Source organism: Chryseobacterium sp. HNCC26DJ239, assembly GCF_057180445.1.
Genome location: NZ_JBXUGJ010000001.1, coordinates 542070 through 560487, shown reverse-complemented (window position 1 = coordinate 560487; position 18418 = coordinate 542070). Strand labels below are relative to the sequence as shown.

Sequence of the window (18418 nt, the reverse complement as noted above, 5' to 3'; positions counted from 1 at the left end):
TATGGCAATTAACTTACAAAAAGGACAAAGGATTAACCTTCAAAAAGAAAACGGAAGCGTTTTACAAAATATTTGTGTAGGGGTAAACTGGGGCGCAATTGAAAAAAAAGGCTGGCTTGGTAAAACCTCTAAAGAAGCAGTAGATTTAGATGCAAGTTGTATTTTATATGATGATGGAAAAAACCCTTTGGACGTTATTTATTTCGGTCAGCTTACCTCAAAAGATGGAGCGGTTCGTCACAGCGGAGACGATCTAACCGGAGATTTATCTGGCGATGATGGGTTAGATAATGAGGTTATTACTTTAGATTTTTCTAAATTAAATTCAAACGTAAATTACGTGGCTTTTGTACTTAATAGTTATCGTGGGCAAGATTTTGGAACAATACCTTTTGCGTCTATACGTATTTATGAAGGAACTCCTAAAAGAGTATCTGAGGTTTTTGCAACTTACAATATTGCAAAAGGCGAAGGCTTTTCTGGGCACGTTGCAATGGTGATGGGAGTATTTTATAAAAGAAATGGCGAGTGGAAGTTTAATGCAATCGGAGAACCAACACGAGATCGTAAGCTGGAAGAAACCATGCAAACTGTGAAACAAAATTATTTGTAAAATTTATTTTATAAAACAAGGATACATTAAATTATTAACATGAGAGTTTTATAAAATTCAAAACGTCTCTTATAAAACACTAGAAAAAAAAATACTATGGCAATTAGTTTACAAAAAGGACAAAAAATTGATTTACGTAAAAGCACAGGTGAAGCTTTGACCAATTTTTGTGTAGGGGTTAACTGGGGAGCAATCGAATCGATAAAATCTGGATTTCTTGGTTTTGGTACAAAAAAAGTAGTGGAAGATGTAGATTTAGATTTGAGTTGCGTAATGCTAAACCAAAATGGAGATTTGGTCGACTGGATTTATTCTCCGGAGTATAACGGTTGGCTTTCAAAAAACAATATTCCACTTGGAAAATTATCTTCTAAAGACGGAGGTCTTAGACATAGTGGAGATGATAGGCAAGGTGATGTAGGAGGTGATGATGGTCTTGATAATGAAATTATTTCTGTGGACTTGAATCGTGTTAGTCCGGATGTAGACAGAATCTTTTTCTTTTTGAATATCTATCTAAATCAAGGTCAAAATTTTGATTTTTCACGTATACCTTTTGCGAAAATTAGAATGTACGAAGGAACGCCAACTCGTGTAAATAGTGTTCATTCTAGTTATGACATTGTTACAGATTCTAGTTACACAGGGAAAGGAGCTCTTATATTAGGCAAACTATATCGCAGAAATGGAGACTGGAAATTTGATGCAATTGGTGACCCTACAGATGATAAAATGTTTATTCAAACCATCCAAAGAATTCTCCAGAATTACAAATAAGCCTCTTTAATCACAAAAAATATGAGAAGATTACCAGTTTATTTGTTGCTAGATACTTCTGGTTCTATGACAGGGGAACCTATTGAAGCTGTTAAAAATGGAGTACAAATGATGTTGCATTCACTACGTCAAAATCCACAGGCTATAGAAACAGCTTATGTAAGTATTATTACATTTGATGATGAAGCTAGACAAATTGTACCACTTACAGATTTAGCTTCTTTTCAAATGGTTGACATAAAAGCACAACGTACAACTTCTTTAGGAGCTGCATTATCTTTACTTGCAGACTGTATGGGGGTAGAAATTACTAAAACTACACCCAATCAAAAAGGGGATTGGAAACCTTTAACTTTCATAATGACAGATGGTGTTCCCACTGACGATTGGCAAATTGGACTTAAGAAACTCAAAAATATAAATAAAGGACTTATTGTGGGGTGTGCTGTAGGACAAGGCGCAGACGATTCTATATTAAAACAGATTACAAATTCCGTACTTCGACTAGATAATGCAGATTCTGAAAGTATCTCTAAATTTTTCCAATGGGTAACAGCTTCCATTTCTACTACCTCTACAAAAGTTGATGAAAAGGGAATAGATTTGGATAGCTTGGATCAACTTCCGCCACCACCATCCGAATTGGTAATTGTATCTTAAATTATGAGTAGAAGATTATTAGCTTATTTTTTGTTAGACACCTCTGGATCTATGAGAGGTGAGCCCATTGCTGCCCTTAATAACGGATTCAATGGTCTTATAAGTATGTTAAGGTCTGATCCACAAGCGATGGATTCTTTGCATATTAGTGTTATTACTTTCGACAGAGAAGTAAAAAACATAATCCCTTTAATAGATTTAGCAAGCTTTCATCCAGTAGAAATTAAATGCCCAGATTCTGGACCTACACATACAGGTGAAGCACTAGAAATGGTATACAATCTTGTAAATAAAGATCTAATCAAAGGTTCAGAAGACAGAAAAGGAGATTGGAAACCTCTATTGTTTGTATTTACTGATGGTAAACCTTCTGATTTACAAAGGTATAGAGAAATTGTTCCTAAAATTAAAAAATTAGATTTTGGAGTAATTGTAGGCTGTGCAGCTGGTCCAAAGGCGGAAATCAGTTTTTTACAAGATTTAACAGATACGGTTGTAAAACTAGATACCACAGATGCAACAACACTTACCACATTTTTTCAATGGGTGAGCTCCTCTATTGAAATGGGAAGCAAATCCCAAGGAACGGGAGAAGCCGTAGCGTTGCCACCACCTCCAAGTGAATTGAATATTGTGGTATAAAAAACTAAAACTATGAGAAGATTACCTATTTATTTCTTGATAGACGTGTCAGAATCTATGGTTGGTGAACCAATAGAACAAGTGCAAGACGGGATTGCCACTATTATTAAAGAATTAAAAACAGACCCATATGCTTTAGAAACAGTGTGGGTTTCTATTATAGGTTTTGCAGGGAAAAGTAAAATAATTACTCCTTTGCAAGATGTTATTACATTTTATCCTCCAAAAATTCCGATAGGAAGCGGAACTTCACTTTCTAAAGGTTTAGAGGAACTTATGAATTCTATAGATAGAGATGTAGTAAAAACAACTTACGAGAGAAAAGGAGATTGGAAACCCATTGTTTTTTTATTTACAGATGGAGTTCCAACAGACAATACCGATTCGGCTATTCAACGATGGAATACAAATTACAAAGGTAAATGTAACCTTATAATAATTTCTCTTGGAGATAATACCAATTTTAATCTCTTAGGTCAAATCTCAGAGCAAGTTTTATTATTTAATAATACAAATTCTAATGCGTACAAAGAATTTTTTAAATGGGTAACTGCTTCTATAAAAGCAACTAGCGAAAACATCAACAACGGCAATACTGATGGTATAAACCTAAGTAAAGCCAATCCAGATGTAATCGAAAAAATAGATTTGTCTAAGAAATATTCTCTTCCAGATAACAATTTTGTAGTCTTAAGTGGAAAATGTTCAGCAAATGATAAGTTGTATTTGCTGAAATTTAAAAAAACAATACAAGAATCTAGCGTACCTGGATTTAATACAAGATTTTATAAAATTGATGGAGCATATAGAATTGATGAAAATTTGTATAGAGAATACTCTGAAGGTTCGGTAAACGCAAATAAAATTTCTAGCGATGAATTGTATGGAAACCCAAGCTGCCCTTCTTGTGGAAATCACTATGCACTAGCAACTTGCCAATGTGGTGGCATTCATTGTATTTCTGGCGATGGTGCTGCAACTTGTCCTTGGTGCGGAAATACAGGATACTACGGTATGTCTGAAGGTGGTTTTGATATTAATAGAACCTTAGGATAGTAATGAAAGATTTATTATATAAAATTCTGAAAGAAAACCGAATAGCAAGCTCAAAAATAGTAGATAAAACCATCGCAAAATTGGTAGACAATGAGAAAATCTTTGAAATGTCTAAAACCATATCGCAAATAGAGCAACAAATTTTAGAAATTTTTAAAATGTACGAAGAAAAAGAAGAATTCAAAGATTCACATATATTTATTCCTAATGCCCATGCAAAAAAAGAGTACAATTACACCTTTGATATGTCTTCTTTTCCAAGTATTAAGATAAGTGCTGTTAAGAATTTAGACCTTGTTGGGTTGCATTTTAATGAGGAAACAGCATGTATTTTTGGAATACCCATCACTTCAGATACCATTGAAATCGAGATAGAATTTTTCAGTATTAAAGATGAGAATTTTACTACCGAGATAAAAAAAATTCCTTTCATCGTAAATGCAGATCCTAAAGATTTATGGCTCAATAAACCAAGTCCAAAAGATAGTCGTTTTACGAAGGAAGACAATGTCACTTTTGGGGCGAAATTTTTAGATAAAAAAATTGTAGTCGCTTCCAAAAGAGGTCGCTCTCATGCTCATGAGGGAACTTTTAGAGATGATGATTTCTACGTAAAAGATTTGCCTGATAATTGGTCTATTATTGCTGTTGCAGATGGCGCCGGTTCTGCAAAATATGCAAGAGCGGGTTCTAAATTTGCTACAGAAAAAATTGTAGAAAACTTTGATAATTTAGAAATATTAACCATGCTTTCCAAAGAAGTAAGTTTTTATTTTAATCAGGAAAATAATCTAGGCTCTACTCATGAAAATGTTTCTATTGATGAACTTAAAATAAAAAGTAAAGGTATTATCATCAATACTTTGTATTCTAAAGTGAAAAGTCTCTATGCAGATATTACACAATTTTCTATTAAAGAAGAAATCTCACTAAAAGACATTCATACCACATTAATTTTTACATTGGTTAAAAAATTTGAGTATGGATATGTCATCCTATCTTTTGGAGTGGGAGACTGCCCTATTAATATTTTAGAAGATAATGATTCTAGAGTAAAACAACTCAATCTGCTCGATGTTGGTGAGTTTGGTGGAGGAACACGATTTATTACTATGGAAGAAATTTTTAGAAGTCAAGATATGGTTAATCGGTTCGGAATGTTTTGTTTTAAAGATTTTTCTAAAATGTTTTTAATGACCGACGGAATTTATGACCCTAAATTTGTAGTGGAAAGTAAACTAGAAAACATTGAAACATGGAAAAACTTTTTGAGAGATTTAAATGGTGATAATGAAGACCATGTAAAAGTAGATTTTCAAAATGATGTAGAAATACAAAACCAACTTTCAAATTGGTTGGATTTTTGGAGCAAAGGAAACCATGATGATAGAACTTTAGCCATTATATATTAAGCGTATGAGTATTATTAAAGTTAATTCAATAATTGATACCACCAAATCATACGAATATGTAGATGATGGTAATCCTAAAAGAGGAGGAGTAAAAGACGTATACTTTTCACCGGATAAAAAGTATGTAGTTGCATTCTTTAGAGATACTTTAGATTTTAATCAAAAAGAACGGATTACAAGAATTGTAAAGCTGTACCTTGATAACATAAAAAAAGGAAATAGTCCCGATTATTTTTTGAACGAAATTTTTCGCTGGCCTTATGATGCGGTCGAAAAAAATGGAAAAATAGGAGTAATTGTTCCTGTGTACCATTCTAAGTTTTTCTTTAAGAAAGGATATGCATCAAACGAGACAATAGAAGGTGGAGAAAAAGTAGGAAAATGGTTTACTACACCATCTTTTAGAGATAAACATTACCCTTTATCATTAGATAAAGCGGAGTTAGGAGATTGGTTAAGCTATTTTCAGATTTCAATTAATATTTCTAGAGGTGTAAAGAAAATGCATCAAATGGGATTGGCGCATTCAGATTTATCTTACAATAATGTTTTGGTAGACCCAGTCACAAAATCGGCAACAATTATTGATATTGATGGGCTGGTTGTTCCAGGTTTATTTCCGCCAGAAGTTATCGGTACTGCAGATTTTATTGCTCCTGAAGTTTTAATGACTAAACATCTACCACTTCAAGATAGCAATCGTATTTTGCCAAATCAGAAAACTGACCTCCATGCATTGGCTGTATTAATTTACATGTACTTATTAAGAAGACATCCTTTGCGGGGAGGCAAAATTTGGGATTTGGATGCAGAAAAAGATGAGGTTTTATCTATGGGAGAAAAAGCAATTTTTATAGAAAACCAGGTAGATGTAACAAACAGAGTTAAGGTAGATCATCTAAAAAAATGGAATTTATTTTGGGGAGATCCTAATAAATTATCTTACACTGTTACCGGGCCTTATCTGTCGGAACTATTCAAAAGAGCTTTTATTGATGGTTTGCATAATCCTATGCTTAGGCCAATTGCGAACGAATGGGAGACAGCTTTGCTCAAAACTGTAGATCTAATTCAGCCATGTAGTAATCCAAATTGTGATGAGAAATGGTATGTTTTTGATAACACATCAAAGCCAAAATGCCCGTTTTGTGGCACTCCTCATAAGGGAACATTGCCTGTTGTAGATTTGTATTACAAATTTAAAGATGATGTTTGGAAACCAGAAAATCATCGCTTAATGGTCTATCACAATCAATATTTGTTCAAATGGCATGTTTCTAAAAAAGTTGTTAGGAATGAAAGTCTTACCGATTTGGATAAGAAACCTGTTGGATATTTTACGTTTTATCAAAATAAATGGGTACTGGTTAACCAAAGTTTACCCCAAATGAAAGATATTACAGAAAATAAACCGATACCTATTAATTCTATGGTGGAATTAACCGATGGTAAAAAAATAATGCTTTCAGACGAAGATGGAGGCAGATTAATGTATATCACTTTAACGAATAAATAAAAATTAAAAAAATAAATAAAAACTATGGATAAAAGTATTATCGATTTACACCCAGGACTCGTCGTTGGCTTCGCCGTCGTTGTTCTTATCATGTTATTGTTGGATTTAGGAGTTTTCAATAAAAAAGCACACGAAGTTTCATCCAAAGAAGCTACGGTTTGGACTATTGTCTGGATTTCTTTAGCAATGGTTTTTTCTGGCGTAGTGTATTGGGTTTTCAACCAAGATACAGGAGGGCATGAATTGGCCATCGAAAAATTCACACAATTTCAAGCAGCTTATTGGATAGAGAAAGCATTGTCTGTAGACAATTTATTTGTATTTATTTTGGTATTTGGTTTCTTCAAAGTTCCAAGACATTTACACCATAAAGTACTTTTTTGGGGAATCATCGGAGCGCTTATTTTCAGAGCGATCTTCATTTTTGCAGGGGTTGGAATTATTAATCTAACTTACTTGCCGGAAATGAATATTTTTGGCTCACCCGTGCGTATTAATGTTGTAATGACATTGTTTGGTTTGTTCTTGGTATATGCCGGAATTAAATCTTGGGGTGGAGGAGATGATGATGAAGATGAAGACTTCAGTGAAAGTGCAGGTGCGAGATTAGTGAAAAAATTCTGGAAAGTTGCAGACAATTATGATGGAGATAAGTTCTTCACTGTACAAAACGGAATTAAAATGGCTACACCACTTTTGGTAGTTGTTGCAGTAATTGAATTTACTGATGTTTTATTCGCTGTAGATTCTATTCCAGCAATTTTTGCTATTTCTAAAGATCCTTTCATTCTTTATACTTCAAATATTTTTGCGATTTTAGGTCTAAGATCTTTATATTTCTTATTATCCAATTTTATCCATATGTTTAGTAAGCTTCCTTATGGTTTAGCAATCATCTTGAGTTTTATTGGTGTAAAGATGTTAATCTCACCTTGGATCCATATTCCTTCTCCAGTTTCATTAGGAATTGTTGGAGGTATTTTAGTTATTTCTGTAATAGCGTCTATAATGTTTCCAGATAAAGATGATGACGAAGTAGAAAAAGCTTAGTAGTCTCAATATGGACTTCTGTCAAAAACGCCTTCTGAAACAGAATAAAAAAACATCCTCAAATAAATTTTGAGGATGTTTTTATTTATTAACCGCATGCTTTTAGATTACATCAAGGATACTGCTCAAACTTATCTATTTTTTATTTCGGGTTTTTGCTTTACTAAGCCTAATTTCATTAATAATTTTTACGTTTTCTTTACGAGAAATTTTTATGAGATTAGTAACCGCAAGAGGATATTCTGTATTGGTCTCTTTCAATTTAATGATTTCGTTTTCCTGTACCACATCGTCCGGATGAAAAGTGTTCCACACTATTTTTTGGAAAGAAAGACCTTGTCGTTTTCCTTCTAAATTCGTAAAATCGAGGGTTTTCAACGTTTTCGATTTAGGATTTGGTTTTCCTTTTAAGGGTTTATTTAAACGGTTAAAGATTTGTCCATTTGTGTTAACATAATATATTCTTTTTGAAGGGATATTTGCTATTAAAGTTTCCATTTTAGTCGATTTATTGATTCAAATTTACAAAATTTCAGTGTAACGCTGTTGTAAGGTTTTAGATAGTATAAAAGAGAAAAGTATTAGGTATTGTAATCATTGGATAAAAATCTTTACATGAAAGGTATATTTCGTACTAATAAAATTTATTAAAATAAAGAATATTGCTCCTGAAACTGTAATGGTTATTATCATATTTTTTTCTGGCTGTGAACAAATTTCACAAAAAATGAGTTGATTACATCAAGATTTGGGAGCCGGTATTGTCTTTTTTGGATAAATTATAGCTTTTCTTTTTTACTCTTTTATGATAAGTATTGTGACAAATAAATGACACAAAAAGTATGCTAAAAATAGCTTTTAAGATATTTTAAATGATGAATTAGCTATTTCTCCTACCATATTTTTTTCTATAAAAATTAAATAAATTTTTGTTTGATTTTTCAAAGGTATACATTCTGAAAATGATTTTATTTAAAATATATAACTGAAAGTCAGTATTTTACGTATATGTATATCTATTGTATATATCGGTTTTCTCTCTTTCAGAGTGTTACTTTTATATATTTAGAAATCGCACAAAGTGATTTCTAAACATTAAAAAAATATGACTGTCTATATGAAAAAATCATTATTTATTTTAATCTGTTTTATTTCAAATTTTTTAATAGCTCAAAAAACGGTTGTTAAAATTGATGATAATAAAGAAGGGCAAAAACTTATTGTTGATGGAAAACCATTAATGATTAATGGGATGAACTGGGATTATTTCCCAACCGGAACAAATTATAGTTATAGTCTGTGGACGCAATCTGATGAGTTTATAAAATCGGCTCTAGATTCTGAAATGTCTCTCCTAAAAAATATGGGAGTAAACGCAATTAGAGTGTACTCGGGAATTCCGTCTAAGTGGATCACGTATATATACAAGAATTACGGCATCTACACTATGCTAAATCATTCTTTTGGTAGGTATGGTTTAACGATCGAGGGCAATTGGGTTGCAAATACAGAGTACGCCGATGCGAAAACCAAGGAATTACTAATTAAGGAAGTAAAACAATTGGCACAACAGTACCAAAACACACCTGGATTACTTCTATACCTTTTAGGGAACGAAAATAATTATGGTCTTTTCTGGGAAGGCGCAGAAACCGAGGATATTCCTGTAGAAGATAGAAAATCTACACAAAGAGCTCAAGCGCTTTATCAACTCTTTAATCAGGCATCTGTTGAAATGAAAGCGATAGATTCTAATCACCCAGTTGCAATTTGTAATGGAGACTTACTGTTTTTGGATATCATTAATAAAGAATGTAAAAACATAGATATATTAGGAATTAACGCATATAGAGGTGTTTCTTTCACAGATTTATTTCAGAGGGTAAAGCAAGAGTATGGTAAACCTGTACTGTTTACAGAATTTGGAGCAGATGCTTTTAATGCATTATCGAACGAGGAAGACCAAAAAGCTCAAGCTTATTATTTACTGGGAAATTGGCAAGAAATTTACGAGAACGCTGCAGGAATGGGCAAAGCTGGAAATAGTTTAGGAGGTTTCACATTTCAGTTCAGCGACGGTTGGTGGAAGTATAAACAAACTGCAAATCTAGATGTACATGATACCAATGCTTCTTGGAGTAACGGAGGATACATTAAAGATTACGAAAAAGGAGATAATAATATGAATGAAGAGTGGTTCGGGATCTGTGCTAAAGGTAAAACCGATGCAGCGGGTCATTACGAATTGTATCCTAGAACAGCTTACTATGCTTTAAAACAAGTTCATCAATTTAATCCTTATGATACCAATGGAGCTTCAAAAAGTTTGAGTACCGTAAATCATTACTTTAATGACATCAATATTGTTGATGCAAGTTTAAGAGCTAGAGGCGACAAAGCTGCACTAGAATCTAACGGAAGCAGTAAAATTAAATTAAGCAATTTAAGAGCAGAATTTACAACCTTTAGCACGGGAGGAAGTTTAATAACCACGCCAGAAAATAAAAGTTCAGATTATACATCGTATCCCAATCAGAAAGGTTTCGATCATATGGAATCTTATTATGTAGGTGTAGAAGCAAATCCTACTTCTAACATGAAGGCAAATGTTAATTTTAATATTCTAGGAAATGTTGCCGAAAACCCTATCGATCAAATATTCTACGAAAACAGAGGGCTTCCGGTGGAAGTGATGAATGCTGATGGAACTACTTCTAGCATGACACCAGGAAACAGAATTCAAGTATACAACGCAAGTTATAACTGGAACCACAAGTGGTTTGATCTTAACGGATTTTACAGAACAGGACATTATCATTGGGGATATGAAGGCGATTTATTCGGCTTGTATCCGGAAGCCAATTACGGTCCAAATATGGATATTTATAATGGTAATGCTCCTTTTGGAATGGAGATTACAGGTAAGAAAGCAGTAGATGGTTTAAAAGTAGCTTTCGGACCAGAACTTTGGTGGGGCGCAAACCCAGCATTCTTAGTAAAGTATTCTAAAAAAGTTGGAAAATTAAATATCTCAGGTATTTATCATGAAGATCTTGACCAAAGAAGTACCGCAGAAAGTTCGTTTGCAATTCCACAGCTGAAAACAAGAAGAGCAACTCTAGCTTTGCAAAGAAAGTTTGGAAATTTTGGAATTGATCTAGGAGGAATTTGGGCCGGACAGCCATTAAATGGAAGAACCTTCCAATTGTATCGAGAAGGAAACATTTATCAAGATCAAATAAACAATAAAGATAATTGGGGAGGTAAAATGAAACTTACCTACACTGGTGGAAAATTTAATTGGTATGCACAAGGTGCAGCAATGGGATTAGTTGCAAACGGTGGTGCAGATTATACACAGACTTTTACAGGCTGGAAACTTAAAGATAGCGGAAGCGGAAATCAATATAACTTCCTTTCAGGATTTACTTATCAAATCGGAAATTTCCAAATTGCACCTAACTTCCTTTGGCAAAAACCTATCGAAGGACCAATTCCTGGTGATGCGCCACAACCTGGAAGACCAAGAAATATTATGGAAGATCCTTTCGTAGTAAGAGTTAACCGAGAACAAACTGCGGGAGAAATCCTTTTCACTTACGATCCAACACCTGCAACATGGATGTACGCTTGGGATAGCGATAGAACCGAAGATGCATCATTTGCATTCAGTGCAGGCTTTGTATACAGACATTTGCCTACTACACAAGATGCTGCCATCGGTATTTTACCCAACGGAAGAACCACTTTTGCCTTCCCTGGTGCAGCACCTGCTACAGACCTTTGGGAAGCTAATGCAAAAATTGTTTCTAAAGTAAGTACAGACTTTGGTGTTATTGCAAATCTTTACGGCGGTACAGCACAAGCCAACGGAAGTGATCCTAGAAAAATCGAAAGATTTGGAATGGATATAAGAACAATTTACAAAAAAATGAAGTTTGTAACGGGAGTGAAGTTCAATGATTGGGGACCGTACGATTACCACAGAGATTACAACTTAACTTTTCCAATGCAATTAATGGGAGACCTTTCTTTGGAGGTAGGAAAACCGGATTGGTGGATTCTTCCTGGTACCAGAATAGGAGTTAGAGGAACGTACAGAACTTTAGATCAATATTCACCTCGTTATGCACCTACTTATAGCATAAACGCTGCAGGAAATTTTGTTCCGGATCCTACAGCAATTGGTTTCCCTAACGGAAACGAATGGGAAATTAGAACTTACATTCAAATCAATATAGGTAAATAAAATCGCACAAAATGAAAAATATTTTAAAAAATAATATAGTAAAAACAGTGATTGGCTTATCGATGCTTGTTGCAATCGGTTGTCAACGCGATATCAGTGAGTTGGAGGAAGCAACCTATCCCACAAACGGTGAGGTGTTTATAGATACCTTCAGTGCGGGGCTCAATTTCTCTGCTTATGGAGGCTCGGTATCATCAGCTTTTGATACAGATAATTCTGTGAAATACAGCGGAACAACATCAATGAAATTTGAAGTTCCAGATTATGGCGATCCCAATGGTTCGTATGCAGGAGGCTCTTTTTACACAAGTATGCCAAGAGATTTATCTGGCTACAATGCACTTACTTTTTACATTAAAGCTTCACAATCGGCAAGTATTGATGTAATTGGATTCGGAAATGATTTTGGACAAAATAAATACCAAGTCTCTATTTCTGCTCTTTCCGTAAATACAAATTGGAAGAAAGTTATCATTCCGATTCCAGATCCTTCAAGACTTGTTGCTGAAAAGGGAATGTTTTTCGTTTCAGAAGGCCCAGAAAATAACAATGGATATACTTTTTGGGTAGATGAGGTGAAATTCGAAAAATTAGGTACAATAGCCTTTCAGTCGGCTTCCATTTTAAACGGAACTAACAATTCTGTTACATCTTTTATCGGGGTAAATCATAAAATAGATGGCTTATTAGCAACATTTAATCTTCCTAACGGATTAAATCAAAATGTAAATCTTACACCGTATTATTTTGAATTTGCTTCATCCAATTCAGCTGTGGCTCCGGTTACCGAAACGGGGGATGCAAAAGTTTTAAGTTCAGGAACTACCGTGATTACCGCTAAAATGGCGGGTAATACTGCTAAAGGAAGTTTAACAATTAATTCAAACGGAAGTTTTACCGCTGCACCAACACCAACCGTTAATGCTTCTAAAGTAATTTCTATTTTCAGTGATGCCTACACCAATGTGCCTGTAGATTATTATAACGGCTATTGGGCTCCATATCAAACAACAGGTTCAGCAGATTTTACCGTAAATGGTGATCATGTTCTAAACTATACCAACTTCAATTTTGTAGGGATCGAATTTACATCGCCTACGGTAGACGCTTCTCTAATGTCGCACTACCACATGGATGTTTATTTACCAAGTGCATTACAGGGAGGTGCTAGTTTTAAAGTAAACATTGTAGATTTTGGCAGTAACGGCACTTACGGAGGTGGTGATGATACCAACCATGTTACAACGATAACTGCGCCAACACTTCAAGGACAAAATTGGGTTTCTCTTAATATTCCTTTTTCTTCAATGACAGGTTTGTCCTCAAGAGCACATCTAGGACAGATTATTTTTGAAGGAACGAATATTTCCAATTTCTATGCAGATAATATCTATTTTTACAATGATGGAAGCATCATTCCGTCAACGCCAACCGCTGCAGCGCCAACACCAACAGCCGCCGCTACTGGAGTAATGTCTATTTTCAGTGATGCTTATACGAATGTTTCTGGTACTGATTTCAATCCAGGATGGGGGCAATCTACTGTAGTTTCTCAACCTTCTGTTGCAGGGAATACTACACTTAAATATGCAGGATTAAACTATCAAGGAACTCAATTTGCGAGCCCTTTAAATGTTTCAGGCTATGGTTATATTCATATCGATTATTATACAGCGAATTCTAGCAATTTAAATTTCTATCTCATCAGTCCTGGTCCTGTAGAAAAAGCTTATGCTCTTTCTGTACCTTCTGGTATAGGAGCAAATACCAACGGCTGGAAAAGTGTTGATATTCCTTTAACATCATTTTCGCCTGTCGTATTATCAAATATTATTTAGTTCAAAGTAGACGGGAACGGAGATATTTATTTCGATAATATTTACTTCCATAATTAATTCAGTTACAATTTAAATATCAGATTATGAATTTTTTAGATAAAAAATATTGGAAAGGTTTCATCGTTGCAGGAAGTTTAGTAGCTATGGCTTCTGTATCACTTTTAAGTTGTGAAGAAGAATCTGTACAAACTTTGCCTACAAGAGAATGGACGCTTGTTTGGAGTGATGAGTTTAATGGAAGTGCCGGAACTTCTCCGGATGCTACAAAATGGGCTTTCGACCTAGGAAACGGAACCGACGGTTGGGGAAATCAAGAGCTTCAAAGCTATACCAATTCTACCAGCAATGTGTCCTTAGATGGAAAAGGAAATCTTACGATTACCGCAATCAAAAACGGAAACTCTTTTACTTCAGGAAGAATAAAAACACAGAATCTATTTGAACAGACTTATGGTAGAGTAGAAGCTCGTTTAAAAACACCTTTTGGCCCAGGAATTTGGCCTGCATTCTGGATGTTGGGCAATAATGCAAATACGGTGGGTTGGCCACAATGCGGCGAGATCGACATTATGGAGCTTCGCGGGCAACAACCTCATATTATTAACGGTACTCTCCACGGACCTGGATATTCTGGAGGAAATGCTCTTACCAAAGCTTATGGTCTGCAAAATAGTAGATTTGATACTGATTATCATGTATTTGCCGTAGAATGGAGTAAAGAAAAAATCGATTTTTTTGTTGATGATTATTTATACCAAAGAGTTACTCCAAAAGATGTTTCTGGGCAATGGGTTTACGACCATCCTTTCTTTTTAATTCTAAATGTTGCGGTAGGAGGTAATTACGTAGGGTTTCCTACAGATGGAACTCCTTTCCCACAAACCATGACGGTAGATTATGTAAGGGTTTATAATCCGAAATAACGTAATCGAGCGCTGAAAGTAGATATTTTTTCAGAGTTCTAAAAAATAGTAAAAACACAAATGATGAAATCTAATGCAGAAAATTGATAATGTAGTACTGAAAAATCCACAATCAAAAGTAGATGTGGTAAGGATTGGAAACGAAGATTTCTTTAAAATTTCGAACGTTCAAGAACTTCGCCCATTTTTTATGAGTATCGTGAGCGATAGCAATCATTGGATGTTTGTATCCTCTAATGGTGGGCTTTCTGCGGGAAGAAAGAATTCGGAGTTTTCTCTTTTTCCATATTATACCGACGATAAAATCACAGAATCCGCTGAAGTAACCGGAAGTAAAACTATTTTTCAGGTGTCCAAATTGGGTAAAACCGAAATTTGGGAGCCTTTTTCTATTCGTTTTGAAGGAAAATTCAAAACGTCAAGAAATGTTTATAAAAGCGAATTCGGGAACAAGCTGATTTTTGAAGAAATCAATCACGATTTAGGATTGGCTTTTTCTTATCAGTGGAATAATTCCAACGTTTTCGGGTTTGTTAAAAAATCACGATTGGTCAACCTTACGCACGACCAAGTTGGGGTAACGGTTTTAGACGGATTGCAAAATATCCTTCCTTTTGGGATTGGAAGCGACCTTCAAACAAGAGTCAGTAATTTGGGTGATGCCTATAAAAGAACAGAACTTGAGCCAACTTCAGGTTTAGGAATTTTTGCTTTAAGTGCCATTATCGTGGACAAAGCAGAACCAAGTGAAGCTTTGAAAGCCAATTCTGTATTTTCTTTAGGATTGCAAAATCCGACATATTTGCTGTCTTCTTTACAACTTGATACTTTCAGAAAAGGAGGTCAAGTTACTCAAGAAACCGATATCAAAGGAGAAAAAGGAGCTTATTTTATCGTTGAAAGTTTTGAATTAAATGCCGAAGAGCAAAAACGTTGGTCTTTTGTAGCTAATGTTAATCAATCTCAATCGGACATCATCGAACTTTCTGAAAGAATAAAAGCCGATGCTAATTTGGCTCAGGAAATTCAGAAAGATATTGATTTAGGGACAGAAAATTTGGTCAAATTGGTAGCTTCTGCAGATGGATTGCAGTTGAGTAAAGACCGCCAAAGAGACTCTCGACACTTCTCTAACGTGATGTTCAACATTATGAGAGGAGGGATTTTCGATAATAATTATCAAATCGAGAAATGGGATTTCGTTCGATATTTAGAGAAAGCTAATCCACAAGTTTTTGCGGACAGCAAAGCTGTTTTGGAAAAATTATCTGAGGAATTTACTTTATTTGAATTAAAAGAAATCATCAAAACTTCTGAAAACGCTGACTTTATTCGATTGGCTACGGAATATTTACCATTGAAGTTCAGTCGTCGTCACGGTGACCCATCTCGTCCTTGGAACAAGTTTTCGATCAACACCAGAAGTGAAGTTGATGGTTCCAAAATCTTAGATTATGAGGGGAATTGGAGAGATATTTTCCAAAATTGGGAAGCTTTAGCACATTCTTATCCTTATTTCGTGGAAGGAATGATTTTCAAATTCTTGAACGCGACTACATTTGATGGGTACAATCCGTATCGAGTAACCAAAGACGGATTTGATTGGGAGACGATTGAAGCGGACGACCCTTGGTCATACATCGGATATTGGGGAGACCATCAGATAATTTATTTATTGAAATTTTTAGAATTTTCAGAAGATTATTTCCCTAATTCGTTAGAAAATCTTTTGGATAAAGAGGTTTTCGTGTATGCGAATGTTCCTTACAAGATTAAGTCGTATGAAGAAATCATTCAGAATTCAAAAGATACGATTGATTTTGATTTTGAATTGGATGAAGAAATTTCGACCAGAAAGTCAAAAATGGGAGCAGATGGTGCTTTAATTTTGGACGAACACGGACAAGCTATTCACGTTAACTTTACTGAGAAAATTCTTGCGACTGTTTTAGCGAAGCTTTCTAATTTTATTTTGGAAGGTGGAATTTGGATGAACACGCAACGTCCTGAGTGGAACGACGCCAATAACGCCCTCGTTGGTAACGGTGTTTCGATGGTTACTTTGTATTATTTGAGAAGATTTATGAAGTTCTTCCAAAAAATATTGAACAACGCCACGATGGAAAGAATTCACGTTTCCAGTGAGTTAGTGGATTTTTATAAAAAAGTGCGAGAAGCGTTCCAAGAGAATTTGGCTTTGTTAGAAGGTGAAATTTCTGACGAACAACGCAAAACCATTTTGGATATTTTCGGAATGGCTGCAAGCGAGTACAGAAGTCACGTTTATCATAAAGGATTTTGGGGTAAAAAACGTACCGTTTCATTGGATGGATTAAGAAGATTTACTGACCTTTCTTTGAAATATTTAGAACATTCTATCCAAGCAAATGAAAGAAAAGATGGATTATATCACGCTTATAACTTGGTGTCAGTCAACGCAGAAGGAGCGGAAGTTTCTTATCTGAGCGAAATGTTAGAAGGTCAAGTTGCGGTATTAAGTTCAGGCTTTTTGTCTTCCCAAGAAGCGTTGAAAGTTTTGGATGGATTAAAGAATTCAGCATTGTTCCGTGAAGACCAATACTCTTATTTGTTGTATCCTAACAAGAATCTGAAAGGGTTTTTAGAAAGAAATAGCATTCCAAAATCAAGTGTGGAAGCATCGGCTTTGTTGATGTTTTTATTAGCAAATAAGAACCGTCAAATCATCGAACAAGATGTTTTAGGAAATTATCATTTCAATGGAAATTTCAAAAATGCAAGTGATTTAGAAGTAGGATTAGACGCTTTAGGAGCAGAATATCACACCCTTTTAACCAATGAAAGAAAATTGGTTTTAGATATTTTCGAATCAGTTTTTAACCACAAAGCCTTTACAGGACGAAGCGGAACATTCTACGGTTACGAAGGATTAGGTTCAATTTATTGGCATATGGTTTCTAAGCTTTTATTGGCGGTACTCGAAGTTTGTCAAAAAGCGCAAGAAGAAGGTGTTTCTCCAGAAATTATGGGAAGACTATTAGAACATTTCTACGAAATCAACGAAGGAATCGGTGTTCACAAATCCCCTGAATTATACGGAGCTTTTCCAACCGACCCTTATTCTCACACCCCTTTCACCAAAGGTGCGCAACAACCAGGAATGACAGGTCAGGTGAAGGAAGATATCTTAAGCAGATTTGGAGAATTAGGAATCAAAGTGAAAGAAGGAAAAATCCATTTCCAACCTAATTTATTGAGAAAAGAAGAGTTCCTAAGTGAAGGAACAGTGATGGAATATTACGACATCAAAGGTCAAAAACATACCGCTGAATTGAAGGCTAACTCTTTGTTTTTCACGGTCTGTGAAGTACCAACGATTTATGAAATTTCTGAAAATGAAGGAATAGAAGTTCATTACGATAATCAAACTTCAAGTAATGACGACAAAATGATTTTAACAGAATCTGACTCAACAGAAATTTTCAAACGAAACGGAAAAGTTAAAATGATTAAAGTGTTGATTAACGAAAAAACATTGAAATAAATTATTCTAATCATAAAACCACAAAAGTCATAAATATTATAGAATAAAACTTTTTGTGTCTTTTGTGGTTAAAAAAAACAACATAAATATAAGCTTCGGAGAAGCCAACACTTTGTAGAAAGTTTGGTTGAAAATTAAAAGTGAGCTCCGTAGGAGCGA

General features: G+C 34.7%; 13 protein-coding genes. 12 read left to right on the top strand and 1 reads right to left on the bottom strand.

The features are described 5' to 3' along the window. The first annotated feature begins 1 nt into the window (after position 1). From AC2A1D_RS02585 to AC2A1D_RS02550, 8 genes are all read left to right on the top strand, one after another. Complete coding sequence (locus AC2A1D_RS02585) at positions 2-613, top strand: TerD family protein (RefSeq protein WP_484042106.1); 612 nt, start codon at positions 2-4, stop codon at positions 611-613. 96 nt (positions 614-709) lie between these two features. Then, on the top strand, positions 710-1390 hold the full coding sequence (locus AC2A1D_RS02580; protein ID WP_484042105.1) for a TerD family protein: 681 nt from the start codon (positions 710-712) through the stop codon (positions 1388-1390). Between the two features lie 21 nt (positions 1391-1411). Further along, positions 1412-2050 carry a vWA domain-containing protein gene (locus tag AC2A1D_RS02575; RefSeq protein ID WP_484042104.1) on the top strand — a complete coding sequence of 213 codons (639 nt, stop codon included), beginning with the start codon at positions 1412-1414 and terminating at the stop codon, positions 2048-2050. Between the two features lie 3 nt (positions 2051-2053). Beyond that, positions 2054-2692, top strand: coding sequence for a vWA domain-containing protein (locus AC2A1D_RS02570; RefSeq protein WP_484042103.1), 639 nt, complete (start codon positions 2054-2056; stop codon positions 2690-2692). Positions 2693-2704: 12 nt separating this feature from the next. Then, on the top strand, positions 2705-3748 hold the full coding sequence (locus AC2A1D_RS02565) for a TerY-C metal binding domain-containing protein (protein WP_484042102.1): 1044 nt from the start codon (positions 2705-2707) through the stop codon (positions 3746-3748). A gap of 2 nt (positions 3749-3750) precedes the next feature. Beyond that, positions 3751-5160: a PP2C family serine/threonine-protein phosphatase gene (locus tag AC2A1D_RS02560; RefSeq protein ID WP_484042101.1), complete on the top strand. Its 1410-nt coding sequence runs from the start codon at positions 3751-3753 to the stop codon at positions 5158-5160. A gap of 4 nt (positions 5161-5164) precedes the next feature. Then, positions 5165-6676 (top strand): protein kinase domain-containing protein, encoded by a 1512-nt coding sequence (locus tag AC2A1D_RS02555; RefSeq protein ID WP_484042100.1) that lies wholly within the window; start codon positions 5165-5167, stop codon positions 6674-6676. Between the two features lie 24 nt (positions 6677-6700). Beyond that, complete coding sequence (locus AC2A1D_RS02550; RefSeq protein ID WP_484042099.1) at positions 6701-7726, top strand: TerC/Alx family metal homeostasis membrane protein; 1026 nt, start codon at positions 6701-6703, stop codon at positions 7724-7726. Positions 7727-7861: 135 nt separating this feature from the next. Here AC2A1D_RS02550 and AC2A1D_RS02545 read toward each other — a convergent pair whose 3' ends face one another. Continuing rightward, a complete protein-coding gene (locus AC2A1D_RS02545) occupies positions 7862-8224 on the bottom strand; it encodes a hypothetical protein (protein ID WP_484042098.1) in 363 nt (120 codons plus the stop codon). A gap of 619 nt (positions 8225-8843) precedes the next feature. Between AC2A1D_RS02545 and AC2A1D_RS02540 the strand changes: the two genes are divergently transcribed. The 4 genes from AC2A1D_RS02540 to AC2A1D_RS02525 all read left to right on the top strand — a co-directional run bounded on the left by AC2A1D_RS02540 (position 8844) and on the right by AC2A1D_RS02525 (position 18259). Then, positions 8844-11975, top strand: a complete 3132-nt coding sequence (locus AC2A1D_RS02540; RefSeq protein ID WP_484042097.1) for a glycoside hydrolase family 2 TIM barrel-domain containing protein — start codon at positions 8844-8846, stop codon at positions 11973-11975. A gap of 11 nt (positions 11976-11986) precedes the next feature. After that, positions 11987-13813 (top strand): Ig-like domain-containing protein, encoded by a 1827-nt coding sequence (locus AC2A1D_RS02535; RefSeq protein WP_484042096.1) that lies wholly within the window; start codon positions 11987-11989, stop codon positions 13811-13813. A gap of 83 nt (positions 13814-13896) precedes the next feature. Next, on the top strand, positions 13897-14736 hold the full coding sequence (locus AC2A1D_RS02530; protein ID WP_484042095.1) for a glycoside hydrolase family 16 protein: 840 nt from the start codon (positions 13897-13899) through the stop codon (positions 14734-14736). A 73-nt stretch (positions 14737-14809) separates the two neighbouring features. Continuing rightward, positions 14810-18259: a hypothetical protein gene (locus AC2A1D_RS02525; protein WP_484042094.1), complete on the top strand. Its 3450-nt coding sequence runs from the start codon at positions 14810-14812 to the stop codon at positions 18257-18259. Positions 18260-18418: the final 159 nt, after the last annotated feature.